The organism is Mycobacterium sp. NGS67 (genome assembly GCF_059812185.1).
On the sequence record NZ_JCALCF010000006.1, the window covers coordinates 15,482 to 41,770 of the forward strand.

Annotated in this window: 16 protein-coding genes and 1 riboswitch; of the genes, 6 read left to right on the top strand and 10 right to left on the bottom strand. The window is 66.7% G+C overall.

The genetic code is table 11. The features are described 5' to 3' along the window. Positions 1-23: 23 nt before the first annotated feature. On the top strand, positions 24-602 hold the full coding sequence (locus AC5Y4D_RS06925) for a hypothetical protein (protein WP_500036818.1): 579 nt from the start codon (positions 24-26) through the stop codon (positions 600-602). After that, positions 599-2,275: a coiled-coil domain-containing protein gene (locus tag AC5Y4D_RS06930; RefSeq protein ID WP_500036819.1), complete on the top strand. Its 1,677-nt coding sequence runs from the start codon at positions 599-601 to the stop codon at positions 2,273-2,275. The genes AC5Y4D_RS06925 and AC5Y4D_RS06930 overlap by 4 nt, the downstream gene beginning before the upstream one ends. A 10-nt stretch (positions 2,276-2,285) precedes the next feature. Here AC5Y4D_RS06930 and AC5Y4D_RS06935 read toward each other — a convergent pair whose 3' ends face one another. Then, on the bottom strand, positions 2,286-3,089 hold the full coding sequence (locus AC5Y4D_RS06935) for an SDR family NAD(P)-dependent oxidoreductase (RefSeq protein WP_499989874.1): 804 nt from the start codon (positions 3,087-3,089) through the stop codon (positions 2,286-2,288). A 4-nt stretch (positions 3,090-3,093) separates the two neighbouring features. Beyond that, the gene (locus AC5Y4D_RS06940) at positions 3,094-4,110 is read right to left on the bottom strand and encodes an SDR family NAD(P)-dependent oxidoreductase (RefSeq protein ID WP_500036820.1); all 1,017 of its coding nucleotides are present in this window, start codon (positions 4,108-4,110) and stop codon (positions 3,094-3,096) included. A gap of 70 nt (positions 4,111-4,180) precedes the next feature. On the opposite strand from AC5Y4D_RS06940, the gene AC5Y4D_RS06945 reads away from it, so the two are divergent. Next, positions 4,181-4,855: an MliC family protein gene (locus tag AC5Y4D_RS06945; protein WP_500036821.1), complete on the top strand. Its 675-nt coding sequence runs from the start codon at positions 4,181-4,183 to the stop codon at positions 4,853-4,855. Between the two features lie 2 nt (positions 4,856-4,857). Further along, positions 4,858-5,634: a class I SAM-dependent methyltransferase gene (locus AC5Y4D_RS06950; RefSeq protein WP_500036822.1), complete on the top strand. Its 777-nt coding sequence runs from the start codon at positions 4,858-4,860 to the stop codon at positions 5,632-5,634. Here the strand turns inward: AC5Y4D_RS06950 and AC5Y4D_RS06955 are convergent. Together AC5Y4D_RS06955 and lspA are read right to left on the bottom strand one after the other, a co-directional pair. Continuing rightward, a complete protein-coding gene (locus tag AC5Y4D_RS06955; protein WP_500036823.1) occupies positions 5,617-6,543 on the bottom strand; it encodes an RluA family pseudouridine synthase in 927 nt (308 codons plus the stop codon). The two genes, AC5Y4D_RS06950 and AC5Y4D_RS06955, sit on opposite strands and share 18 nt — an antisense overlap. Then, positions 6,536-7,150: a signal peptidase II gene (lspA, locus tag AC5Y4D_RS06960; RefSeq protein WP_499944134.1), complete on the bottom strand. Its 615-nt coding sequence runs from the start codon at positions 7,148-7,150 to the stop codon at positions 6,536-6,538. Before lspA ends, AC5Y4D_RS06955 begins: the two co-directional genes overlap by 8 nt. 102 nt (positions 7,151-7,252) lie before the next feature. Here lspA and AC5Y4D_RS06965 point away from each other — a divergent pair, with 102 nt between their 5' ends. After that, a complete protein-coding gene (locus tag AC5Y4D_RS06965) occupies positions 7,253-8,182 on the top strand; it encodes an asparaginase (protein WP_500036824.1) in 930 nt (309 codons plus the stop codon). On the opposite strand, the gene AC5Y4D_RS06970 is transcribed toward AC5Y4D_RS06965, so the two are convergent. Beyond that, complete coding sequence (locus AC5Y4D_RS06970; RefSeq protein ID WP_500036825.1) at positions 8,147-9,589, bottom strand: DNA polymerase IV; 1,443 nt, start codon at positions 9,587-9,589, stop codon at positions 8,147-8,149. The genes AC5Y4D_RS06965 and AC5Y4D_RS06970 overlap by 36 nt on opposite strands. A 112-nt stretch (positions 9,590-9,701) precedes the next feature. On the opposite strand from AC5Y4D_RS06970, the gene AC5Y4D_RS06975 reads away from it, so the two are divergent. After that, positions 9,702-11,342 (top strand): PE family protein, encoded by a 1,641-nt coding sequence (locus AC5Y4D_RS06975; protein WP_500036826.1) that lies wholly within the window; start codon positions 9,702-9,704, stop codon positions 11,340-11,342. Positions 11,343-11,415: 73 nt separating this feature from the next. On the opposite strand, the gene ileS is transcribed toward AC5Y4D_RS06975, so the two are convergent. The 5 genes from ileS to AC5Y4D_RS07000 all read right to left on the bottom strand — a co-directional run bounded on the left by ileS (position 11,416) and on the right by AC5Y4D_RS07000 (position 25,948). Beyond that, the gene (ileS, locus tag AC5Y4D_RS06980) at positions 11,416-14,553 is read right to left on the bottom strand and encodes an isoleucine--tRNA ligase (protein ID WP_500036827.1); all 3,138 of its coding nucleotides are present in this window, start codon (positions 14,551-14,553) and stop codon (positions 11,416-11,418) included. 292 nt (positions 14,554-14,845) lie between these two features. Further along, the gene (locus tag AC5Y4D_RS06985; RefSeq protein ID WP_500036828.1) at positions 14,846-15,070 is read right to left on the bottom strand and encodes an Rv1535 family protein; all 225 of its coding nucleotides are present in this window, start codon (positions 15,068-15,070) and stop codon (positions 14,846-14,848) included. 258 nt (positions 15,071-15,328) lie between these two features. Further along, a riboswitch (M-box (ykoK) riboswitch) is annotated at positions 15,329-15,498 on the bottom strand. Positions 15,499-15,679: 181 nt separating this feature from the next. Beyond that, positions 15,680-16,801: an NAD(P)H-dependent flavin oxidoreductase gene (locus tag AC5Y4D_RS06990; RefSeq protein ID WP_500036829.1), complete on the bottom strand. Its 1,122-nt coding sequence runs from the start codon at positions 16,799-16,801 to the stop codon at positions 15,680-15,682. 152 nt (positions 16,802-16,953) lie between these two features. Next, positions 16,954-17,529, bottom strand: a complete 576-nt coding sequence (locus AC5Y4D_RS06995) for a carboxymuconolactone decarboxylase family protein (RefSeq protein ID WP_500036830.1) — start codon at positions 17,527-17,529, stop codon at positions 16,954-16,956. Between the two features lie 343 nt (positions 17,530-17,872). After that, the gene (locus AC5Y4D_RS07000; RefSeq protein WP_500036831.1) at positions 17,873-25,948 is read right to left on the bottom strand and encodes a type I polyketide synthase; all 8,076 of its coding nucleotides are present in this window, start codon (positions 25,946-25,948) and stop codon (positions 17,873-17,875) included. Between the last annotated feature and the right edge of the window lie 341 nt (positions 25,949-26,289).

The following is a 26,289-nucleotide window of genomic DNA, read 5'->3' on the forward strand; positions in this document are numbered from 1 at the left end:
CCGGTTGCGGTACCGTCCGAGCCATGAGCTTGCCATCGGCGCGTGAATTCTTGACGTCCGCGGGGTTCGGCGGCGCCGCGGCCCTGACCGTCGCCATCATCCTCGCGGTCATCGCGTATTTCGCCGCGCGCCGGGCCGCCCGACGGGAAGAGGCGCAGACCGAACAGCGCGAGCGCCACCATCAGGAACTGCGCGAAGACGAGCAGCGCAGCGCGGCGCTGGCCCGCTGCTGGCAGCGGCTGGTGTGGGTGGTGGAAACCGCGGGGATCGAACCGGCCGCCAGCGAGAACGCCACGTTGGGCCTCGGCCCGGAATTGGCGCTGGAACTGCTGCGCGGGTTGTTGCGCGACGCCGAGCACCTCGGCGACGACACGTTGGCCCGGTCGGTGACGGTGTATATGAACCAGTTCTCGCTGGTGCTGGCACAGCAGGCCGGTCCGCTGTCCCAGCTCACCGCCCGGCAGGGATCACGACGGGACGCCCCGACACCGCGGGAGGCACCGACGCCGCGGGACGCCCCGGCGACGCGTGAGGCGGCCGCCGAACCCGCCGAGGACGGCGCCGCCGAACCCGCCGGCAAAGGAAGGCGCCGTCACGCGTGAGCACTACACGGCAACACATCGAGGACCTCGACCCCGCGGCGTGGGCGACGTTGACCAAACGCGCCGCGGCGGATGCGGTGTCGGCCGCCGAACGGCAGGGCCAGCAGCCGCCCACCGAGTTGGTCGCGCTCGCGGCGATGAGCGAGCGCGAGTTGATCGACCACCGCCAACGCTCCGGCCCGGCACGCAAGCGACTCTCTCCGGTGATGCGGTTGGTCGAGGCCGACCACATGCGGGTTGCGGCCGAGGGCCAGGCGCGGGAGGCCCAGCAGGGCCGCAAGGACGCCGAAGCGGCCGTGTCGATGGCGCGGGCGCAGGCCGAGCAGTCGGCGCGGGTGGCCACCGCCGCGCGCGAACGGGTTCGTCAGGTGCAGGCGCAAGCCGCTCAGCGGGAGGAAGAGTGGGCGGCCGAGCGCGCAGCCGCCCAGCAAGCTGCCGAGCAGCGCGAGACGGAACACGCCGCCGAGCGGGCAGCCGCCCAGCAAGCTGCCGAACAGCGGGAGACGGAACGCGCCGCCGAGCGCGCGGCCGCCCAGCGAGCCCTGGAACAGGTGCAGGCCGAACTCGCCCAGGTCCGCGCCGACGCCGCAGCCGAACTCGCCACCGCCGCCGAACAGATCAGCGCCGCCGACAGCCGGGCCGAACAACGGCTGGCCGAGCGCACCGAGGACCGGGCGACTGGCCGTCAAGCCTTCGAACAGGTACGCGCCGAGCTCGACCGGGTCCGCGCGGACACCGCGGCCGAGATCGCCGCGGCCACAACGAGAGTCACTGCCGCTGAGGCTCGCGCCGAGCAACGGGTCGCCGAACGTGCGGCCGCACGCGAGAGCGCCCAGCGCGCCCTGGAAGAAGTGCGCCTCGAACTCGAACAGATCCGTGCCGACGCCGCAGCCGAAGTCGCGTCGGCCCGCGGACAGGCCAAAGGCGCGATCACGGCCGCGCAGCGGGCCGCCGAGACCGAAGTGGCCCGGATCAAGGCCGAAATGGAGCAGCTACGGTCGGCCGCCGCGGCGGAGTTGACCAAGACCCGCGGGCAGGCCAGCGAACAGGTTGCGGCCGTGCGCGAGGCGGCTGCGGCCGAAGTGGCGCGGGTCCGCGCCGAAGCCGACGAAGCCAAAGCCGCCGTCACCCAGGCACAGGCCGCGATCGAGGAATTACGCGCGAGCGCGGCGGCCGAACTGGCCGCCGTTCGCGAGCAAGCCGGCGCACAGATCGAGGCCGCACGCGAAGCTGCGCAGGCCGAGGTCGAGGCCGCCCGGGCGCTTTCCGCAGCCGACCCTGCGGAAGCGTCGCCGCACCTGTTGACGATCCCTGTTCCCCCGCTGGGTATCTCCGCCCACACCGGGAGCATCGAGCAAGCGGTTTCCACGGTGCGCCAAATCGATCACCTGTTGGACGCCGGGGGCGGTGACGTCGAGGCGGTGCGCGGCCTGGTACAGGCCGCGCGGGCAGAGGCGCAAGACCTGGCCGAGCAGTTGCACAATCTGCCCGCGCAGTATCAGGCGCCGTGGCAGGTCGAGGCCGCCGAAGGTTACGCGGCCGCCGCCGCCAATGCGTATGGCGCTCTGCTGCAACGGATCTCGACCCTGACCGACCAACTGCGCGGTTCCGACGGCGAGGCGGTCCCGCTGGTCACCAGTTGGCTGGACGACCACCCGTGGCGACGGGCGTAGCGCCGAGCGGTCAGCGTCCGGGTCCGCCGCGCAGTGCGTTGCCGATCCGGATCCCCGGCAGTAGCAGGGTACGCGGGATGAGTCGCCCGCTGGTGCTGACGACCTTGGGCACCACCCCCGGCACCACGGTGCGCTTACCGGCCAGCATTCCCTGGATCGCTTGCTCGGCAACGTCTTCCGGCGAAGTTTGAAACAGCGGCAGGCTGAACCGCTCGGCGTCGGCGATCTGCGCCCACTCGGTGGGTACCGGCCCCGGACACAGCGCGGTCACCGACACCCCCGTGCCGTGCAACTCCTCTTGGACGGCCTCGGAGAATGTCAGGACAAACGCTTTGGTGGCCGAGTACACCGCCATATACGGGATGGGCTGGAATCCGGCGATGGAGGCGATGTTGAGCACCGCGCCCGCTCCGCGCTCCACCATGCCGGGCAAGGCGGCATGCGTGAGTTCGGTCAAGGCCAGCGCGTTGAGGGTGACCTGTTCGCTCTCCCGCTCGAACGGCGACTCCCAGAAGTTGCCGCTGGTACCGAATCCCGCGCTGTTGCACAGCCCGGCAATCGAGTCGCTGCGCAAGCGATCGATCAGTTTCGAGCGGGAGTCGGTGTCCGACAGGTCCAGGGGCAACACCTCGACCTCGACTTTGTGCTCGCCGCGCAGCTTTTCGGCCAATTCGTCCAGGCGTTCCCGGCGGCGGGCGACCAACATCAGGGGAAAGCCGCGTTGTGCAAGGCCTTTGGCCAGTTCGGTGCCGATCCCCGAGGAGGCGCCGGTGATGACGACGGTGGTCTGTTTGTTCGGTTTGGGAAGGCTCATGATGTCACCAGTGGATTCCGCGGGTCGCCTGCAGGAAGGTCTCGCTTCGCTTGTCGAATTGTTCGGTGTCCGTTGTGGATTCGCTTCCCTTGGCGGCCGAGGAGTCGTCGAACATGCCGAACGCGCGGTTGCGCACCCGGTCCATCACGGCCGGGTTGACGGCGTCGGCGACGGCGGCGAACTGTCCGAACGGGGAACTGGCCCGACGGGGCCGGTGGATCAGCGCGTCGGTGATCACGCCGGCCGCCTGATCCGGCGTCAGCGCCGGGAACTTGTCGTACATCTTGGTGGGGCTGATCATCGGCGTACGCACCAGGGCCATGTGCACGGTGGTGAAACGGACGTTGTCGCTGACCGTCTCGGCCTGCAACGCGTCACACAGGCTGTCCAGCGCCGCCTTGCTGGCGATGTAGGCCCCGAACCGCGGCGCCCGCGTCTGCACGCCGACCGAGGAGACGTTGATGATCTGCCCGAAGCCGCGTTCACGCATGCCGGGAATGAACTTGAGGATCAACTGGACCGCGCCCAGGTAATTCAACTGGATCGTCCGCTGGTAGTCGTGGATCCGGTCGTAGGACAGCGCCAGTGAACGCCGGATGGAACGCCCGGCATTGTTGACCAGGATGTCCACCCCGCCGAGTTCCTCGATCACCTTGTCGGCCATCTCGGCGATGGCGTCCACGTCGGACAAATCGCACGGGTACACGTGCGCGGTGCCGCCGTTGGCGCGGATGTCGTCGGCGACCTTGTCCAGGTTCTCTTTGGTGCGCGCGACCAGTGCCACGGTGCCGCCGGCCTCGGCGATCTTGTGTGCGGCGGCTTCACCGATGCCCGATGACCCGCCGGTGATCAGCGCGACCTTGCCCTCGACGGCCTCGTTGAGCGAGCGGCCCTGTACGGCATCGCGCAGGTTCCGCCAGTAGAACGGACGGTATCGTCCCGCGGAGTTCGGCGTGTTGATCAGGTTGGACACAGCAGCGAACGGTTTCTCGACCAGGTTCGTGAGGTCACCGAGATTCATTGACAGTTGCTCCTGATGGCGGTGTGGATGGTGTGACACAGGTCATACAGCCAACCTAGGATATCGACCGATGAATAGGTACCGATTGCGGATGCCGAGAAAGCTTGCCCCCGTACTGATCGCCGTGATTGCGGCCGGTCTCGGCGGTTGTGGTTCGCGACCGGCGCATACCGGCTCGTCGACCACGAGTTCGTCGCCGGGTCTGTCGGCCAGCGTCACGACCACCTCGCCGACCCCGGTGTTGGACTGCGCGCGATCCACCAACAAAGCCCAGCAACTGGTGTGTAGCGATCCCGAACTGACAGTCCTGGACCGCCGGGCGCAGACCGCCTATCAGCAGGCGCTGGCACGTCCCGGGGCAGACCAGGCAACGCTGGCGACGGCGCAGCACGCCTTCCTGACCGTGCGCGACGGGTGCGCCGATTTCGTCGACATCCGGACCTGCCTCGCCGAGGCCTACCAGACACGACTGGTGGAGTTGGCCATCGCCGACCCGGCCACGGTCGCGCCGCCGGTCGTGACATACAACTGTCCGGCGGACGAGGGACCCTTGACCGCCCAGTTCTACAACGAACTGGATCCGAAAGCGGCAGTGCTCAATTGGAAGGGCACGCGCATCATTTTGTTCATCCAGCCGTCGGGCAGTGGCGCCCGCTACGGACGTCAAGGGTCCGAATACTGGGAGCACCAGGGTGAAGTCACGCTGAACCTCAACGGCATCAATTTCGTGTGCCGCACACAGTGAGCATGCGGCGCACATTCGAAGACTTGGTGGCAGAAGCCGATTCGGCATCGGTGGACGGCTGGGACTTCTCCTGGTTCGACGGGCGCGCGACCGAACAGCGCCCGTCGTGGGGGTATCAGCGGCTGATGAGCAGCCGGTTGGCCGGCGTCTCCGCCGCGCTGGACGTGCAGACCGGAGGCGGCGAAGTGCTGGCCGGGGCGGACACCTTCCCCACGACCATGGCCGCCGTGGAGTCCTGGCCGCCCAACGCGGCGTTGGCGACCCGACGTCTGCATCCGCGCGGCGTCGTGGTGGTGGCAACCCCGACCGAGTCGCCGCTGCCGTTCGCCGACGAGGCCTTCGACCTGGTGACCAGTCGGCACCCCAATACCGTCTACTGGACCGAGATCGCGCGGGTGCTGCGTCCCGGCGGCAGTTACCTGGGCCAGCACATCGGTCCGGCCACCGTCTGCGAGCTGGTGGAGCACTTCATCGGTCCGCAGCCCGAGTCCTGGGCCCGCCGTGACCCGGAAACCCAACGGGCACAAGCTGAATCGGCCGGTCTGCAGATCGTGCAGCTGAGGTCCGAGCGGTTGCGCCAGGAGTTCTTCGACATCGGCGCGGTCGTCTATTTCCTGCGCAAGGTGATCTGGTGCGTCCCCGACTTCACCGTCGAGCGCTATCGCCGGCAGCTGCGCGAGTTGCACGAGCGGATCGAGGCCGACGGTCCGTTCGTCGCGCACGCCGCCCGCGTACTGGTCGAAGCCCGCAAACCCGCTCGGTCATCCTTCGGCGCGTAGCACGTCCAAGGCATGCCGCAGGTCGGCCGGATAGGGGCTGACGATCTCGATGCGCCGGCCGTCGGCCGGGTGGGCGAAGGCCAACGACCGGGCATGTAACCATTGCCGTTCCAGGCCAAGCCTTTTCGCCAGCTTCGGGTCGGCGCCATAGACCAGGTCTCCGCAGCAGGGGTGATGCAGCGCCGCGAAGTGCACCCGGATCTGGTGGGTGCGGCCGGTTTCCAGATGCACATCGAGCAGGCTGGCGGCGACGAACGCTTCCACTGTGTCGTAGTGGGTGATGCTGTGCCGGCCGGTGCTGGTGACCGCGAACTTCCACTCCGGGCCGTGATGACGGCCGATGGGGGCGTCGATCGTGCCGCTGGACGGGTCCGGATGTCCTTGCACCAGTGCGTGATAACGCTTGTCGACGGTGCGCTGCTTGAACGCCCGCTTGAGGACGGTGTAGGCGCGTTCGGAGCGCGCCACCACCATCACCCCGGACGTGCCGACGTCGAGTCGGTGCACGATGCCCTGGCGTTCATGCACGCCCGAGGTGGTGATGCGATAACCCGCGGCGGCCAGACCTCCCAGCACCGTCGGACCGGTCCAGCCCACCGACGCGTGCGCGGCCACCGCGGCGGGTTTGTCGACGGCGACGATGTCGTCGTCGGAGTACAGCACCGTCATGCCCTCGATGTCGACGGGGGTGTTCTCCAACGGTTTCGGCGGTTCGGGCAGCCGTACCTGCAGCCAGGCACCCGCTGCGAGCCGGTCAGACTTCCCGGCCGGGACGCCGTCGAGTTCGACGCCGCCGTCTTCGGCGATGGCCGCGGCGGCGCTGCGGGACAGTCCCAGCAGGCGGGCCAGCCCGGCATCGACGCGCATGCCCGCCAATCCCTCGGGGACCGGCATCGTGCGTTCAGTCACCAGCGTCGTCGGATTCAGGCCGAATGTCGTTTTCTGCGTTGGCTTTTCGTCGTCCCACGGTGTCGAAGTCGTACCCGAAGATAGACAGCGCGACCAGCAGGATGGCGCCGCCCACCACCGACGGGTCGGCGACGTTGAACACTGGCCACCAGCCCACCGACAGAAAATCCACGACGTGTCCGCGCAGCGGTCCGGGGGCCCGGAAGAAGCGGTCCACCAGATTGCCCATCGCGCCGCCGAGGATCATTCCCAAGCCCAGCGCCCACCAGGGCGAGACCAGTCGGCGGCCCATCCAGAAGATCCCGACCACGACGCCGGTCGCGATCAGGGTCAGCAGCCAGGTGTACCCGGTCGCCATCGAGAACGCGGCGCCCGAGTTACGCACCAGCGTCCAGGTGACCGTGTCGCCGATGATCGACACCGGCTGACCGGGCGGCAACAGCTTGACCGCCAGCACCTTGGTGATCACGTCGAGCGTGAGCACCACGGCCGCGACCGACAACAACAGACGCAGCCGGCGCGTCGGGTGGGCCTGGGGTTCGCGGGCTTCGTCGGTGTCGCCGGCAGAAGTCAGCGGATCAGCGGACCCGGATGGTTCGTCAGGCACCCGTCCATTGTCCACTAGTGGCGATCGCCCAGCGCGGCGCAGCCACCATCGCACCGAGCCCGCACACTCGCCGCAGCCCCCCGGGTGCGGGATGATTCGCGAATGGGCCGTGTCACCGTCGTCACCACCGGGGGAACGATCTCCACCAGCACCGGCACCGACGGCGTACGCAGGCCCGTCCACTCGGGCGCCGAACTCGCCGCAGGCCTCGACGTCGACGTGGTCGACGTGCTGGCCGTGGACAGCTCCGAACTGGTACCGGCCGACTGGGACCGGATCCGCGCCGCGGTGGACGCGGCGATCGACGACGGGGCCGACGGCATCGTCCTCACCCACGGCACCGACACCATGGAGGAAAGCGCCCTGTGGCTCGAACTGACCTATTCGGGCAAAGTCCCGATCGTGCTGACCGGGGCGATGCGCAGCGCGGACGCGCCAGACGCCGACGGTCCGGCCAACCTGCGTGACGCCGTCGCGGTCGCAGCCGATCCGGCCGCCCGTGACCTCGGCGTACTCGTCTGCTTCGCCGGCCGCGTGCTGCAACCGCTGGGCCTGCGCAAGATGGCGACGCAGGACCTGAGCGCGTTCGGCGGGAAGGTGCTGGGCACCGTCGATGGCGCGGTGTCCTGGACGGGCGCCAAGGTGCGGCCGTTCGTCGGCCGGGTCGGCGCTGCCGAGGCGCCGCGCGTGGACATCGTCGCTGCGTACCTGGGCAGCGATGCGGTAGCGCTGGATGCGTTCGTGGCCGCCGGGGCGCGGGGCGTGGTGTTGGAGGCGCTCGGCTCGGGCAACGCCGGCGCGGCGGTGATCGACGGGGTGCGGCGGTTGTGCGGCTCCGACGGGGTGGTGGTCGCGGTGTCCACGCGGGTGCCCGGCGGCCCGGTGAGCGCGGGCTATGGACCGGGTCACGACCTGGTGCGGGCGGGCGCTCTGACGGTGCCGCGGTTGGCGCCGTCGCAGGCCCGGGTGCTGCTGATGGCGACGCTGGCGGCGGGGCTACCGGTCGCCGACGTCGTCGGCCGCTGGGGCTGACAGTCGCCCGACGTACTCCGGCCAGTCCAGGCTGTCCACCGGGTTGGCCGCGCTGAGGTCGGCGGTGTCGAGCGGGAACGTCCGGGCTTGGCCGGGTCCGGTACTACGCGTCTCGAACCGGACGGTGACCACACCGTGGCCGGCGCCCTGAACCCAGCCGTGCCCGAAGTCGCGGTGCATCACGTCGTCGCCGACCCGCCACGACGGGACATCCTGCCCGGTCAGCAGGGCCGCGCGCAGCGTCTCGAAGTCCTGGTGGTGGACGTCGTCGACCGGTTCCGGGCCCACGTCCAGGTCCGGAAACAGCGACTCCTGACGCACGTCGCTCAGACCCGAAAAGCCAACGCCCAGCAGACGAATGGGTCCGATCTGCAGCGGATCCAGCAACAGTCGGCGAGCGACTGCCACCAGGGCGCTCGGTTCGGTGGTGGCGTAGGGCAGCGTCGCCGAGCGGGTCAGCGTGCTCATGTCGGATTTCTTCAACTTCACCGTCACCGTGCGGGCGCCGCGGCCGTCTTTGAGCAAGCGCCGATGGGCGTGCTCGGCGATCGGCTCGATCGCTTCACGCAGCTGGTCCAGCGTGGTCAGGTCGGCGGCGAAGGTCGACTCGGCGCTGATCTGTTTGGCCTCGGCGCGCTCGGCAACGGCGCGGTCGTCGATGCCGCGAGCCAGCCGGTGCAGCGCGGGCCCGACGGTGGCGCCCAGGATGTCGGCCACCTCGGGATCGGACAGCGCGGCCAACTGCCCGATCGTCTCGATGCCGAGCCGGTGCAGCTTCTCCTCCGCGACGGGTCCGATCCCCCACAGCCGCCGCACCGGCAACGCACCGAGCAACTCCTGTTGCTCGGCGGGCCGAACCACCCGAATTCCGTCGGGCTTGGCCAGATCGGAGGCGATCTTGGCGATCTGTTTGCCGGAGCCCGCGCCGACCGAGGCGATCAGACCCGTCGCGTGACGCACCCGTCGTCGCAGCTCTTCGCAGAACGCCTGCACCTCGTCCGCCGATGCGCCCGCCAACTGGGCGGGTTCTCCGAAAGCCTCGTCGAACGACAGTTGCTCCACGACCGGCACCAGGTTGCGCACCGTTTCGAAGACGCGCCGACTGGCCACGCCGTACACCACACCGCGCGGCGGCAGCACCACCGCCGCCGCCCCGACCAGCCGGCGAGCCTGGTGCATCGGCATCGCCGAGCGGGCGCCGAACACCCGCGCCTCATAGCTTGCCCCGGCCACCACTCCCCGGCCGCCCAGCCCACCCACCAGCACCGGACGGCCACGCAGGGTCGGCCGGGTGAGTTGTTCGACGGACGCGAAGAACGCGTCCATGTCCAGGTGCAGCACCCATCGGGACTCCACGGGTGTCGATGCTATTGGCGCTGTCGCTGGAGGATTAGGCCAGCACGCCATTAGCGTGGCTAAAATATCGAGTTCTACGCATGTTTAATTGAGGGTTTGGGTGGTGATTCACCACCAGCGCATACCGGTTTTGCCGCTGACATCGGGGTCGAGGGAGTTGGCTATGTCATTCGTCGTTTCACCGGATTGGGTTCAGGTCGCCGCGCAGGAATTAGCGGGCATACGCGCTGCATTGACCGAAGCCTCGAATTCCGTAGCCGGTGTGACCACCGGTCTCGCGCCCGCCGCCGCCGACGAAGTCTCCGGTGTCATCGCCGCGATGTTCGGCGATTTCGGCGAGGAATTTCAGGCGATCAGCGCTCGCACTCAGGCTTTCCATGCGGAATTCGTCAGGGCGCTGAATTCGAGTGTGGGCGCTTACCTCAGCACGGAAACCGCGATAGCCCAACAGCTGCTGGCAAGCGCCGCGCCGGCGGCTGCGGCGGCGTTACCGGCGGCGTCGATCCTGGATGGCCTGACTGGTCCCGGCGGGCTGTTGGGCGGCCTCGGATTGGTCAATCCGGGTGGACTGTTGGGCGGCCTCGGTATTCCCTCCCTCAACGCATTGCTGCCTGGTGTCTTCGGTCCGACGCCCGGACCCACGCCGGTCAGCTTGGCCGCGATCACCGGACCTTACGAGCGACTGTTCAGCAACACCGTCGCGAATCTGCAGAGCCTCGGCAACGGCCTGGCCGCCAATCCGTTCCCCTTCCTGCGGCAGTTCGTCGCCAATCAGATCAGCTACGGGGCAATCGTCACTTCGGCATTCTCGAACGCGGGTCAGCATTTGAGCAGTGGGGCGTTCAGCCTGATCCCGGGCGACCTCACGCCGATCGCGTCGATACCGGCTCGAATCGGTCAGAACTTCGTCAACGTGTTGTCGACTATCACCGATTTCTCGTACTCGGTCGGCACGAACATCAATCCGTTGACGGTTGGATTGAACCAGCTCGGCGCTTTGGAATTGGGGGCGGCCTTCTTCGGATTCCCGATCGCGTTGGGCATTGACTTCATCGGTTCGCCGATCACGACGGGCAGCGCGGTCGTCTCCGTCGCCTCGGCGTTCGGCAGTGCGGTGCAGAGCGGGGACGGTTTCGGGGCTCTCGTCGCGGTCTTGACGGCTCCGGCGGTCGTGACCGATGGCTTCCTGAATGGTCAGGTCTCCTTCGGTTTGGGCCTACCGGGTGTGACCCTGCCGTTGGGCGTCGGCCCGCTCCCCGGCGTTACCGTCCCGCTGACGGCGCAGATCCCGCTCGGCGGAATCCTCACGCCACTGTCCACGACGACGCTGGTGGTGAACCCGCTGGCAAGCCCGACCCCGTTGTTGTCCATCCCGCTGGGCGGCACCCCCACCGGCGGAATCCTGCCCGGTTTGTTGCTCTACGCGCCACAGCAGTTGGCCGAAGCGATAGGTGCGCCGCCGATGCTCGGCCCGCTGGTTCCGTTGCCGGAGGTAGTCCTGCCGGGCATCGGCTCACTGCCGAACCTGAGCGGTGTGACGAACGGGCTGCGCGACGTGCTCGGCGGGCTGGGCAGCGGCCTGCCCGACTTGGGCGGTTTGCTGGGCGGGTTGGGCAACTTGGGCGGCTTGTTGGGCGGCTTGCCGGATCTGGGAGGTCTGCTGGGCGGGCTAGGCGGTCTGGGGCTGCCGGGCTTGCCTGGCTTGCCGACTCTGCCCGGGTTGCCCGGCCTGCCGGGTCTGCCGGGTCTGCTGCCGGGGCTGGGCGGCGGCTCCACTCCGCCCCTCCTAGGCGGCCTGCTCTAGTCACCATTTCCGGCGCGAACAGACGCAAAGGCCCCCATTTCCGACCGGAAATGGGGGCCTTTGCGTCTGTTCGTCACACTTTGGCGATGCCGACCCGCACCCCGTCGCCGATCTCCGCGGCCTCGTCCGGTTCGCCGAATTCGAAAGTGGTCGCCAGGATTTCGCCCGCGATCAGGTCGCGGTGCGTACGCGCCCACGCTTCGCGCTCGGCGGGCACGGCAATCACCACGTTGATCCGGTCGGACACCTCCAGGCCGGTCGACTTCCGCAGCTCCTGCAGTTCGCGGATGCGGTCCTTGGCCCAGCCTTCGGCTTCCAATTCCGGGGTCACCGTCCCGTCCAGCACCACCAGTCCGGCCCCACCAGGCAGCGCGGCGGTGAACTCGGGGTCGGCGGCGACCAGTCGCGAGCTGTACTCGTCGGGCTGCAGCACCGCCGGCCCGGCTGTCAGGGTGCCGTCGGGGTTGACGACGCCGTCGCCGGCCTTGACGGCTTTGATCGCCGCCTGCACGTCTTTGCCCAGCCGCGGTCCGGCGACGCGGGCGTTGACGGTGAGTTCGAACCGCCCGTAGGTGTCGATCGCGTCGGTCAGTTCCACGTGCTTGACGTTGAGTTCATCGCCGATCAAATCGGCGAAGGGCCGCAGGCTGTCCGGATTCTCCACCGCCACAGTCAGTTTCGGCAACGGCAGCCGTACCCGGAGCTTCTTGGCCTTGCGCAGCGAGGATGCCGCCGAACACACCTCACGAACCTGATCCATCGCGGTCACCAACTCGGGGTCGGCCGGCAGTTCTGACGACTGCGGCCAATCCGTCAAATGCACCGAACGCCCACCCGTAAGACCCCGCCAGATCATCTCGGTCACCAACGGCAGCAGCGGCGCGGCCAGCCGCGCGGTGACCTCCAGCACCGTGTGCAGGGTGTCGATCGCGTCGGCGTCCTCCACCCAGAACCGCGAACGCGACCGTCGCACATACCAATTCGTCAACGCCTCGGTGAACTGGCGCAGCTGTTCGCACGCCCCGGAGATGTCGCAGACATCCAGCGCGTCGGTCAGGTCGTCGCGCAGCACCGCCAGCTTGGCCAGGATGTAACGGTCCAGCACATTCGTCGAATCGGTGCGCCAGGTACCGACTTTCGGCGCATAGAGCGCCAAAAAGCTGTAGGCGTTCCAGAACGGCAGCAGCACCTGTCGCACCCCGTCGCGGATGCCCTGCTCGGTGACGATCAGGTTGCCGCCCCGCAAGATCGGCGACGCCATCAAAAACCAGCGCATGGCATCGGAGCCGTCGCGGTCAAACACCTCGGTGACGTCCGGGTAGTTGCGCAGCGACTTGCTCATCTTCTGGCCGTCGGAGCCTAACACGATCCCGTGTGCCACACAGGTTTTGAACGACGGCCGGTCGAACAGCGCGGTGGCCAGCACGTGCAGGGTGTAGAACCAGCCGCGGGTCTGGCCGATGTACTCGACGATGAAGTCGCCCGGATAGTGGGCTTCCCCCTCTCCCGCCGCCCCGCCCAAGAACCACTCGCCGTTCTCGAACGGGTAGTGCACCTGGGCGTACGGCATCGAGCCCGAGTCGAACCATACGTCGAGTACGTCGCTGATGCGGCGCATCGTGCTGGCGCCGGAGGGGTCGTCGGGGTTGGGCCGGGTGAGTTCGTCGATGTAGGGCCGGTGCAGGTTGTCCGGACGTACCCCGAAGTCACGCTCCAGCTCGTCGAGGCTGCCGTAGACGTCGATTCTCGGATAGGCGGGATCATCGGACTTCCACACCGGAATCGGCGTGCCCCAGTAGCGGTTTCGCGAGATCGACCAGTCCCGGGCACCCTGCAGCCACTTGCCGAACTGCCCGTCCTTGACGTGCTCGGGATACCAGGTGATCTGCTGGTTGAGCTCGACCATGCGGTCGCGGAACTGGGTGACCCGCACGAACCACGACGACACCGCCCGGTAGATCAACGGGTTTCGGCAGCGCCAGCAGTGTGGGTACGGGTGCTCGTAGGTCTCGTGGCGCAGCAGCACCGCACCGTTCTCGGCGGCGGGTCCGCCGCCGGCCTTCAGGTCGCGGATGATCTGTGGGTTGGCCTCGAAGACGTGCTGTCCCTGGTAATCCGGGACGGTGGCGTCGAAGCGGCCCTTGGCGTCGACGGGGGTGACGGGCACGATGCCGACGGGGTCGGTGGTCGCCATGTCGTCCTCGCCGTAGGCCGGCGCCATGTGCACCAGGCCGGTGCCGTCCTCGGTGGTGACGAAGTCGGCGGGCAGGACCTGAAAAGCGTTGTGCGAGTCGGTGAAATAAGGGAACGGCGGCAGATAGCGGGTGCCCAGCAGCTCTGCGCCGGGGTACGTCCCCAGCACCTCAGGCTCCTCCCCCAACTCGCGCGCGTAGGCGGCCAGCCGCGCCTCGGCCAGCACGAAACGCCGGCCGCCGGCCTGCACCTGCACATAGCTCACGTCGGGATTGACCGCGACGGCGAGGTTCGACGGCAGCGTCCACGGGGTCGTCGTCCAGATCAGCAGATACGCGCCATCCAGCGGACCGCCCGTCACCTTGAATCCCACTGTCAGGGCGGGGTCCTGGCGGCTCTGGTAGACGTCGTCGTCCATCCGCAGTTCGTGGTTGGACAACGGTGTTTCGTCGCGCCAGCAGTACGGCAACACCCGGTAGCCCTCATAGGCCAGGCCCTTGTCCCACAGTTGTTTGAACGCCCAGATCACCGACTCCATATAGGACAGATCCAGTGTCTTGTAGTCATTGTCGAAGTCGACCCAGCGGGCCTGACGGGTGACGTACTGCTGCCATTCGTCGGTGTAGCGCAACACCGAGGCGCGGCACGCGTCGTTGAACGCGGCGATGCCCATCGAGTCGATCTGCGACTTGTCGGTGATGCCCAGCTGCCGCTCGACCTCCAGCTCCGCGGGCAAACCGTGGGTGTCCCAACCGAATCGGCGCTCCACCTTGTCCCCGCGCATGGTGCGGTAGCGCGGCACGATGTCCTTGACGTAGCCGGTCAGCAGATGCCCGTAGTGCGGCAGCCCGTTGGCGAACGGCGGACCGTCGTAGAAGACGTATTCGGTTGCGCCGTCCCGGTTGGCGATGCTGGCGCGAAAGGTGTCGTCGCGGAACCAGTAGTCGAGCACCTCGAGTTCGAGTGCCGGAAAATCGGGCGCCCCGCTGGCCAGCTTCGGGTAAGCCTGGTCGGTCACGTGCGTCGTCTCCCTGTAGCCACCTTCAGGCCGGGGACGACGATGCGCGGATGCGCAAGCGCCGCGGTACCACCCCGCTTGCCACGCTCACGCGTGACCGCTCGAAAGGCTGTGACGGGCCTACCCGTTCGGTTCTAGTGGGCCGCACTGGCTGTTCTTCCGAAAGCTCCCCGGTGATGGCCGGATCGACGCCAACAAGAAATTCTAATGGACTCCGAGGAGCTAGCTCACCGCAGGACGCACCCGCAGTCGGCTAGCCCCTCGGAGTCCAGAGTTGCTCGCTGTCCATGCGTTACGCCTGCACCTCGAGAACGCCGATGCGCCACAGCGCGGCGTACATGTGCCGCAGCGGAACGCTGAGCAGGCGGGCGGCGCCGTCGACCAGCGGGTCGCTGCCGGCTGCGCCGATCCGGGTTGCCGTCTTCTTCGGCGCCGGGGCCGCGGGTACGTCGCGCACCACGTGCAGCCGAGGGGCAGCGGGGATGGTTACAACTTCGTCATACAGAGCGCTGGTCATGATCGCCTCCTAGCGGATAGCCAACGATTACAGGTGGACCTCAAGGAATTCTTGGTAGATCCCGCCCCGCACCGGCTCCGATCTAGTGGCGTCTCAGCCGAGAACGCCGCACCGAAGATCGGTCAGGGACGAAATCACGCCCGGATATCGACCCGGACTGCCACTGGAACTCATGCGTCCCTCACCTCCTCTCGGTCACGACAAACACTGTTGTCAGTGTGCACACAAAGGAGAACAGAATCCGGCGAATGCCGGAAATCCGCACCCCTCTCGTCAGAGCTTTGGCACTACCCGACGTGTCCGATAAACCGGAAGCCACCTGGGCTCAACCCTTAAGCCGGGAAGAGCTGTCCTGACCCGGGGCGTCTTTCGACGTTCGGGGTCAGTGGCCTATGTTCGTGTAGCCGCCTCACCTAACGAGGTGCTTGCCCGACCGATCATGCACCACTCGGCCCGCGCGGTCAACGCGCCCCACCGTCCGTGTCGCAATCTTTCATGCAGTGCTACCTGCAGATGTGGGCACGATCACACTCTTTTCGCCGAGCGTGTAGCTACTGCGAAAATTCGCAAGGTTTTTCGCAGTGGCTGCACGCTCGACGACGGCACGGGTCAGTCAGTCAAACCGTCCAACCGTCCGATGGTGTCGATGTACTCCTCGACCATGTCCAGCACCACCGCCCGCGTCGGCCGCACCCGATCCAGCGAGCCGACCACCTGACCGACGAAGTAGGTGGCCAGCTCCCGCGCCTTCGCGCCCGGATGAGCCGCGGCCTGGTTGATCCGCACCTGCGAGTCGGTGACCAGCGCGGTCTGCAGCGGCATACCCAGCGGGTCGGGAGTGTCGGGGCGCTCCCATTCGTCGGTCCACGAGGTGCGCAGCATCCGCGCCGGCTTCCCGGTCAACGACCTGGAACGCACCGTGTCCGACGAGCTCGCCGCCAGAAACTTGTCCTTGACCACCGGCGCGGTCTCGGCCTCTTCGGTGGTCAGCCACACCGATCCGCACCAGACACCCTCGGCGCCCAAGGCCAGCGCCGCGGCGATCTGGCGGCCTCGCGCGATCCCGCCGGCGGCCAGTACCGGCGTCGGCGCCACCGCGTCGACCACTTCGGGCACCAGCACCATGCTGGCCACGTCACCGGTGTGACCGCCCGCCTCGGTGCCCTGCGCGACGATCAGGTCTACACCGGCTGCGGCGTGCCGACGGGCATGTTCGGTGGTTCCGGCCAGGGCGGCGACCAGCACGTCATGGCGGTGAGCCCGCTCGACCAGGTCGTGCGGCGGCGGCCCGAGCGCGCTGGCGATCAACCGGATGTTGTGGGCGAACGCCACCTCCAGCAGCGGTTCGTAGCCTCGTGGCGAGATGTTGAGTCCGCCCCGGATCGCCTCTTCGGTATCGGCGTGCTGCCCTACCCCGTAGCGGGTCAGCAACTCGTCGACGAACGCGCGGTGCTCTTCGGGGAGTAGGTCCTGGGCCTGGCGTGCGTTGATCCCGCCGGTGTCGGCGCCGACGTATTTTGGCGGCAACAGCAGATCCACCCCGTAGGGCTTGCCGCCGGTCTGCTCCTCGATCCAGGTCAGCTCGCTGTCGAGGCGTTTCGGGCTGTGCGCGGTGGCGCCGAGGACCCCGAATCCCCCCGCATTGGTCACCGCGGCGACCACATCCCGGCAGTGGCTGAACGCGCAGATCGGAAACTCAACGCCGAGCATCTCGGCGACCCTGGTTCGCATGCCGCCAAAGCTACGCCGCCGCCGACCGGGACCGTTCGCCGAGCGTCACGCTAGCGTGACTGCGGACGCCGAACGTCACGCTAGCGTGACGCTCGGCGCGGGCGGGTAGGGCGCCACGGCGCGGGCGGCTACGGCGCCACGCCGTCGGGCGGCTAGGGCGCCACGCCGTCGGGCGGCCAACTGGCCACGCCGTCCTCCAGCGGGACCTGCAGACTCTGCAAGATCGAAGCCACCATCCGCCACGCCCCGATCGCGGTCACCAACTCGATGAGAATTGTTGTGTCACCGGCAAATTCGCTTTCACAAGCCGACCAGCTGGCCGCGCTCATCGCACCGTCGCGCACAATGTCGTCGGTGGCCGCGAGCACGGCACGCTCGCTGGGCCCGAACCCCTCGTAGGCCTGCCAATCCCGAACTCCGAGCAGGTCGTCGGCCGACACCCCCAGCCGCGAGGCGACCCGCCAGTGCTGGGTCCACTCGTAGTCGCATCCGGTCAGCCAGCCGATCCGCATGATCGCCAATTCGCGCAGGCGGTGGTCCAGGGCACCGTGCCACAGCAGCGTGGCGAGCATGTCGTTGAACACCCGCGCGAGCCGCGGATGGTTCAGCAGCGTCTGGAAGATGCTGAGTTCGGCCATGTAGTCCGGGACGCCCGCCTCGTCGGCAGCGGCCCTGGCCTCGTCGACGGGCAGCAGCGGTATGCGGGCCGGCTTGCTGGCTTGGGTCATGAGAACTTCAACTATAGAGCCGCGCGAACGCAGGCTGACAGACTCGCGCGTTCGCGTATCGGGGAGCCGACCCGGCTGGCAACACTACTCGCCTGAAGACTGCGCCGCGTGAGCCGAACTGTTGGGAAAGCCGCACTGCTGGACCGGATCAACATCCATTCAACGATGAGAAGGTCGCCGCACGCGGGTACATGTGGCTTTACGAGAAGACCACCGCGACCGCCTCACTTTCGAGCAACCCGATCGCCCACGAGTCCATCGACCGCCACCTGCAGAAGCTGAAACGGTCTATTGGCGGATGGCCCAGATTCGCGAATACGCCCTTCCCCGCCGCAACGCGCGGCTACCAGTCGATCTCGGGAGTCAGACCGAATTCGGCGAACGTACTCACAATGATCTCGCGCAGCTGATCTTTGGTATTCGGCCGGCCGAGCAGATACGCGGAGATCCTGATGAAGATCTTGCCGCGGTCCCGCCCCGAAACCAGCAACAGTTGTCCTCCCATGTTTTCGAGTGTGCTTTTCTTCATGCCAGGTTCGAAGGGTCGCATGTGCGCTTCATCGGCTTCCGTGCCGTCGGGCCGGTTCACCGCCGCAGGCAGGTCGCCGATATTGGAGACAGTCACCGGAAGCGTGGCGCCTCCTGCTGCCACCCCCGCCAGTCGCCGTACGACCCGCTTCGGGGTCAATGGCGTCAACGGCAGGGGTGCCAACCACTCGTTGTCGGAGTTGTCCATCGCACCGAGGATGGTCTGCGTGATCTTCTGGTGCAGTTCCCGGAGGTCTGTCGCCACGGAGGTCGGGTCGACGCCGACGTCGACGGCCGTGATTGCGTTGCCGCGGTTATCCCCGTTGGTTCGCAGGTTCGCCACCAGTCGCAGCGTGACCGCTCCGTCGTCGTTCACTCGCCCGACTCGCACCGCGAGTCGGCACGCGACGCCCGCCACCAGCGAATGACTACTGGCATTAAGCGCTTTGGCGAGACCATCCCATTCCGCCAGACCGACATACGCAGTCAGCGCAGGCATCTCAATCGTCTGGTCCAGGTCAGCCGTCCGCCGTGGAGCTGGCGCCGCTTTGATCGACGACGTCAGCTCCTTGCGGTCGCGCCGGGCCCGTCGAGCCACCGCGACCAGCGCATGACCGACGTCTGGTAGTTCTCTGACGGTTTGCCGGACGTCCTCGCGTAACGCGCGCCGGCGAGTGCGCGACCCCGCGGGCGGATACCCCAGGTCGTGCGTCTTGCCCTCTGCGGCATCGGCGATCGCCCGCCCGAACGCGATCGCGTCAACGACCGCATGCGAGACCACCAAACTCACCGCGGTGCCGCCGTCGTCGAGCGGCAGCACCCCGAGGTGCCAGCCGGGTCCCAACTCCGGATCGATGGGCAGCCGCGCCCGCTCATCCGCCCACGCGCTGACGTCGGCGCGCCGACGCGGCGTCACGGCGATGTCCATGTCCGGCGAGCTCGGGGCCAGCACCCAGCGGTCGCGCGCAAACGGCAAGGGAGACCGCTCGACCAGGCGGCCGAACATCCCCGATCCAAGGTTTCTATGAAAGCGGCGCAGCGCGTCGATGTCGGCGCCGCGGTCGTATATCCAGGTCACCTGAATCAGAGCACCGTGCACCGCCCGAGTCGCGAGAAATGCCGCCTGGTCAAGGTATTCGAGCAGATTGTCCGCAGGTGGACTCTCAACCGTAGTGAGCTGAGCCGCGGGCGCAGCCGCAACGGTCAGCAGCTCCCGTAAGTGGCCGGCCAGCGAGTGCGGGGTCGGGTGCTCAAAGACCAGGGACGCGGGCAGGGTAAGCCCGGTTTGCGCGCCTAAGGTGTTGCGCAGTTCCAGTGCAGTGAGCGAGTCGATGCCGAGGTCTTTGAACGCAAGCTCGGTGTCGAGGGCGTCCGGGTCATGAAGGGCCAGCACGGCGGCGGTGGCGTTGGTCACCATCTTGGTCAACGTGTCGAGTTGCTGGTCCGCGGTCTGCCCAGCCAGTTGTACTCGGAGTCCTGAGCTGCTTGGTGTCGCGCCGTTGATCTCGGCCACAGTTGACATCAATTCGGTCAGGAACGGATGCGAACGGCGGATGGTGAACGCGGGCAGGAACCGGTCCCACCCAACGTCGGCGAGCGTGATCAAGGTGTCGTCTGCGTCGATGGCTTGTCGGAGGCCGGCCAGCGCGATAGTGGGCGGGATCGGATTGACCCCGATCCGTTGGAAGATGTCAAGAACTTCGACCGGCATGCTGCTGGCCTCGTCCGCCCACAGGCCGTACGCCGGTGCCACCGCCTTGATCCCGTTGCAGCGCAGACGGGTCGCCAACGCGTCGATGTGGGCATTAGCGGCGGCGTAGGCGCCTTGTTGCGCACCGCCCCATGTCGCTGCCGCGGAGGAGAACAGGATGAAAAGCTCGGGAGACTCGTGCTGCAACAGTTCGACCAGATTGTTTGCACCAACTGCCTTCGCGGCGTAACTGTCGGCGAGTTCTTCAGCGGTGGTGTCGGAGATGGTGTTCCATGCGATAGCCGCTGCGGCATGCACGACGGTCCGCAGCGGTCCGTGCGCACTCCGGATATCGGCGAGAGCGTCGGCCAAAGCCGACCGATCGCTGACGTCGACCGAGAACGCTGCCACAGTCACCCCACGGGCTCGGAGTTCCTCGGAGAGTTCCGCCGTCTGCGGGTGCTCTGCTGCGTTGCGACTCAGCAGCACAATGGGATCGGCGCCGGCATCAGCAAGCCAACCGACCAGATGTTTACCCAGGCGCCCGGTGGCGCCGGTCACCAGGGCCGCCCCCGAAGGTGCCCAGCTGCTGGCACGTTCGAGCAGCCCACCCGACAGAGGCACCGCGACCAAGCGACGCGCGCTCACCCCATGTGGGCGAATCGCAAGTTGGTCTTCGGTCTGTGCACAGCTCAAAATCGTATGAAGAAGGCCGATCTCCCGCGGTGTCGCGCTGGCTGGAAGATCAATCAATCCGCCCCACTGGTCGGGGTATTCGAGGCATACCGACTGTCCCAGCCCCCACACGGCTGCCTGGGTAGGACTCGGGGGGGCGTCAGCGGTGGAGACGGTCGCTCCGCCCTGGGTAATGACCCACAACGGTATTCCAAGGCCGGAATCGCAATGTGCTTGCGCAAGTACATGCGTCGAAAACAGACCGAGCGACAATCCCGGAAACTCGGGATGCGACCGCTCCTCGGTGGCCAGGAACGAGACAATCCCGTCGTAGTGAGTCCGCGATGTCGCCGTCTTTAGCAAGGCGGACAATGACTCTCGGCTGAGTTCGCGCGGATCAACGTTCAGCACGTCCGTCGCGAACTTCGCGGCGAGACCGGCGACCCACTCATCGTGGGCCTGTTCCGGCAGCGCCAGTACCAACCAACGACGACGATTGGCCGGGGAGGTGTTAGGAGTCACTGCGCGCCAGTCGACCCGGTAGCGCAACTTGTTGACCGCTGACCGCACACCGACGTCGCCTCGCCACTGCCGCAGGGCTTGCACAACAGCTTCGAGGGACGACCTTGCGGTGGTATCGCCCAAACCTAATACCTCTGCGAAGGTGTCAACCGCCCCGTCGTTGACGGCCTGCCACAGCGCACTCTCTGAATCGTCGTCCAGACCAACGACGCCGGACGCCGGAGTGGGGGTCGCCCAATAGGAACGGTGCTGGAAGGCGTAGGTGGGTAGCGCGACGGTATGCGCGCCTGGATAGAGCGCCGTCCAGGATGGGGATGTGCCATGGTTGTGCAATTGACCCAATGCGGCAGCTACGGTGTCGAGGTCCGGCCGGTCGCGATGCAACATGGTCAGCACCGCGGAACGGGCTCGATCGGGATTGCCAGCCAACGTATCGCTAATCGCCGCGGCCAGCACCGGGTGCGGAGACAGCTCAACGAAAATCCGCTCGCGTTGGCCCAGCAGCCCAGCGACAATGTCGTGAAACCGGACCGGCTGCCGCAGATTGCGATACCAGTACTCGGCATTCATTTTGGTGGTGTCGAGTGGCTGAGCCAGATGCGCCGCGTCCACGGTCGAGTACAGCGGGATGCGGGCGGGCAGCGCGGTCAACCCATCCAGTTCTGTCAGGAGATGGTCTCGCAGCTGCTCCACCTGGCTACCGTGCGACGCGTAATCGACTGCGATAGAACGTATCTGGATTTTGTCGCGTTCGCACGCGGCAGTGAGTTGCTCGAGTGCGATCGGGTCGCCACTGACGATGGTGTGCGACGGGCCATTGATTGCGGCGATGCTCAAAGCGCCATCCCATCGCTGCAGTCGAGGCAAAACCTCCTCTGCGGGGAGCACAATCGAGACCATCCCGCCGCTGCCGGACAACTTGGTGAGCGCCTGGCTGCGCAGCGCTGCTATCTTGGCTGCGTCGGGAAGGGTGAGAGCCCCGGCGACGTAGGCGGCGGCGATCTCGCCCTGGGAATGCCCAATCACCGCATCGGGAACGATCCCGTGAGACTTCAGTACTTCGGCCAGCGCCACCATGATCGCGAATAAGACGGGCTGCACCACATCGACACGCTGCAGCGGCGGGGCAGCGGGGTCCGCACGCAAGACGTCAAGCACCGACCACCCGGTGAAGGGCCGCAGTGCTGCATCGCACTCGTCGAGACTGCGGGCGAATTCGCGGTGTTGTTGATAGAGCTCCAAACCCATGCCGGGGTATTGGGCACCCTGTCCGGGGAAGACGAACACCTTTTCCGCCGGCTGCTGGTGGGCAGCGAGGTGGTGTCGCGTCACGTGAGGGTGCGGAAAGTCAGCCATCAGCGCTTCCAAGCCGTCCAGCAACTCGCGGCGGGTGTCGTCACCGAGTCCGCTGGCGGTGACGGCGGCCCGATATGGGTGCTGGGTGCGGGTGGTGGCCAGGCTGTAGGCGACATCGGTCAAGCCAACTTCGGGGTGATCGTGCAGGTAGTCACGCAGTCGGTGGGCTTGGCCGGCCAGCGCCTGCGGACTGCGTGCCGAGACCGGCCACACCATCAGCGGAGCGACAGTGGCTTCACTGGATTCCGCTGCGGCAATGGGGGCCTGCTGCACGATGACATGCGCATTGGTGCCGCTGATCCCGAAGGAGGACACTGCCGCCGTCCGGGGACGATCGGTGGTCGGCCATGGCACCGCCTCGGTCAACAGCCGCACTGACCCACCGGACCAGTCGACATTCGGATTGGGTTGCTCGGCATGCAGGGTCTTGGGCAGCAAGTTGTGATTGAGCGCCTGGACCATCTTGATCAACCCAGCGGCGCCTGCCGCGGCCTGGGTGTGCCCGATGTTGGACTTGATCGACCCCAGCCACAGCGGACGGTCGGGGTCGCGGCCCGTGCCATAGGTGGCGATCAACGCTCCCGCTTCGATGGGATCACCCAGGGTGGTGCCGGTGCCGTGGGCCTCCACGACATCGACCTGATCCAACGAAATGCCGGCGTTGGTGCCTGCTTGGCGGATCACGTTCTGCTGTGCGGGGCCGTTGGGGGCGGTCAGGCCGTTGGAGGCGCCATCCTGGTTTATCGCAGATCCCGCAATCACCGCCAGCACCGGGTGGTTGTTGAGTTGGGCGTCGCTGAGCCGTTCCAAGACCAGGACCGCTACACCTTCGCCCCAGCCGGTGCCGTCGGCGTCGGCGGAGAACGCTTTGCATCGCCCATCGACCGCCAACCCCCGTTGCCGGGCGAATTCAGTGAAGATCAGCGGCGTCGTCATCACCGTCACGCCACCCGCCAGCGCCAGGCTGCTCTCCCCGTTACGTAGCGACTGGCACGCCAGATGAGCGGCGACCAGCGACGATGAGCACGCGGTGTCCACCGTGATAGCCGGACCCTGAAGACCCAACGCATATGCCACGCGACCGGACGCCACACTGGTGGACTGACCGGTCAGGGCGTATCCCTCCGCGCCTCCGGCAGCCTCCGAACCATAAGGCTGTGACCAGGTGCCGACGAACACTCCAGTCTGCGAGCGCGCTAACGTGGCCGGATCGAGTCGGGCCGTCTCCAGCGCTTCCCAACACACTTCCAATAGCAACCGCTGCTGCGGATCCATGGTCTGAGCCTCGCGCGGCGAAATGCCGAAAAACTCTGCGTCGAACTCGGCCGCCCCCGCCAAGAATCCGCCGGCGCGAGTGTAGGTCTTGCCGACGGCGTCAGGATCGGAATCGAACAAATCCGCCAGATTCCAACCGCGGTCGGTTGGGAAACCCACCATCGCGTCGGTGCCGCCAGCCACCAACTCCCACAATGCCTCAGCCGAATCCACTCCCCCAGGAAACCGGCAAGCCATCCCCACTATCGCTACCTTTTCGTCCGACGCCGTCTGCGCTAGCACAGGCGCAGGCATCGCGGACGAGCCGCTCAACAGCTGGCCGAGGTGGGTGCCTAAAGCAGCCGGAGTGGGATAGTCGAAGGCCAGCGTGGGCGACAACGGCAATTCGGTGGCGGTCTTGAGTCGATCTAGCAGATAGGTCGCTTTCACCGAGTCAAAGCCGAGGTCTTGGAACGCAGATTCAGCGTCGATGTCGCTGGTGCTGGAAAGCCCCAGTACCGCGGCCACCTGCTCGCAGACCAGCCCCACCAGGAGGTCGTGCTGCAGTCGTTGCAGCGCGCGCACCCGTTGCGGCAATCCCGCGTCTGCCTCGGCAAGCACGTCAGTCTTCAAGACTGGCCGCGGCTCTGGACGGGGCACCGATCCGTCGATGCGGACGAACTCGTTGCGTTGATAGCGCTGCAGGCACTCTCTTCTTCTGACCTTGCCGCTCGTGGTCAGCGGTATTGAATGCGGTGGCACCAGAACGAGATCCGCCACACTCAGACCATGCGCTTTCGATATCGACGACGTGATCTTGCGCCGGGCGGCGCCGACACGTGCCGCAGCGTCTTCAGCGTCAGCGCGCACCTTCAGTTCGACGATGGTGACCAGCTTCTCGACGCCGTCATCGTCGGGGACCGCTATTGCAACACAACGGCCTGCAGTAATTTCTTGGATCGTCGCCTCGATGTCATCGGGAGAGTGGTTGCGCCCGTAGACGATCAGCAGATCCTTGATTCGGCCGATGATGAACATCTCCCCGCCGGAGAAGAAACCCAGGTCGCCGGTTCGCAGCCAGGGCCCAGCGGGGGTGCCGGCGTCGGGATTGACCAGCGTTGCACCGAAGGTGCGTTCCGTGTCGTCGGGTCGGTGCCAATAGCCGTCGGCGACATTGTCGCCGTGCGTCCAGATCTCACCGATGGTTTCGGGCGGACACTCGATGCTGGTCTCGGGGTCCACAATGCGCACGATCGGCGACCGTGGGGTGCCGTAGCTGACCAGAGGCGTGCCCTCTCCGGTTATGCAGCGCTTCGCATAGCCGGCAGTCAGTTGTTCGGATTCGAAATACACCACTTCCGGCGGCCCCGCTGCTTCGCGGGTCGCTACGTAGACGGTAGCTTCGGCAAGCCCGTAGGAAGGCCGTAGCGCCTTCGGTGGCAGATTGAAGCGAGCGAATCGCTGAGCAAAGCGCTGCAACGTCGCGGGCTGCACGCGTTCGGCGCCGTTGAGGATGTTGCGAACGTGCCCTAGGTCGAGCCCGTTCAAGTCCTCATCCGAGGTTTTAGCAGCAGCTAATTCGAAAGCGATGTTCGGACCCGCGGTGAACGGATTGGTGTTGGTCGCCAGCAACTGCATCCAGCGTGCCGGTCGTTGTAGAAACGCAGGCGGGCTGGAGAGCACACCGTGCACTCCGGCAACTATCGGAATGCTGATTCCCACAATCAAACCCATGTCGTGGAAGAACGGCAGCCACGACACGACCGTCGTGTCCGACGGAGCAACCCCGCCGTCCTCGCGGTAGTAGCTCGCGATGATCTGCTGGGTATTGATGAGCATGTTTCTATGCGAGATCACGACTCCTGCCGGGGTCCGGGTGGATCCGGAGGTGTATTGCAAATAGGCAATGTCAGGCAGCTCGGCGATCTCGTCCGGAACAGGGTCCGCAGAATCGAGGTCCAGCAAATCGAGCTCGATAACTGCGGGGACGGACTCGCCTTGCTGGACGTGCTCAACGATGCTGCCGGCCACCGACGATGTGGTGAGAATCGCGGTCGGCGACGAGTCGCCCAGGACCGAACTCGCCCGCTCGTCGCTGGCGCCACCTTGTGGAGCTGACAGCGGAACCGCGATCTGACCTGCCTCCAGCGCGCCGAGAAACGCAACGACGTAGTGCATTCCCTGCGGCGCCAAGACCACCGCGCGATCACCGGTCGAACCGCAGGTTCTCAGGATCCGGGCGACGTTGCGGATCCGACGATACAGCTGCGACCAGGAAAGGGTTTCTGCGATGCCTTCCGAGTCCCGTTCGTAGTCAACGTAGGTGAAGGCCGGGTCAGCGGGCCGCACCGCGGCATGCTCACGCAGCAGAGCAGGGATGGAGGGCTCAAACACGGCTCGACGATACCGTGACGATTTGGCCGTGGAGGGCAAAGCTTGATTTGGATTTGGCTCCCCGTCTTTGTTGTCTTCACCTGCGCTCCGACGCCCGATGGAAAACTTTCAAAAGCCGCACGCGCTGTTGCAACAACGCCTAATATGAGGTCACCGACTGCACCACATGGGCGCTTGACCAGCCGTAGGCGACGGGCGCTGCGCCGGGGTGAGCATTCAGGTCGTCCAGGTACGAGCAAACTCGGCGTCGCCATCGTTCCTCATTACATTTGTGGTGTAGGTCACATGCTGCTGTCCCCCGCCGCCTGGGACGATCTGTGCACCGCCAGGTCGTGATCACT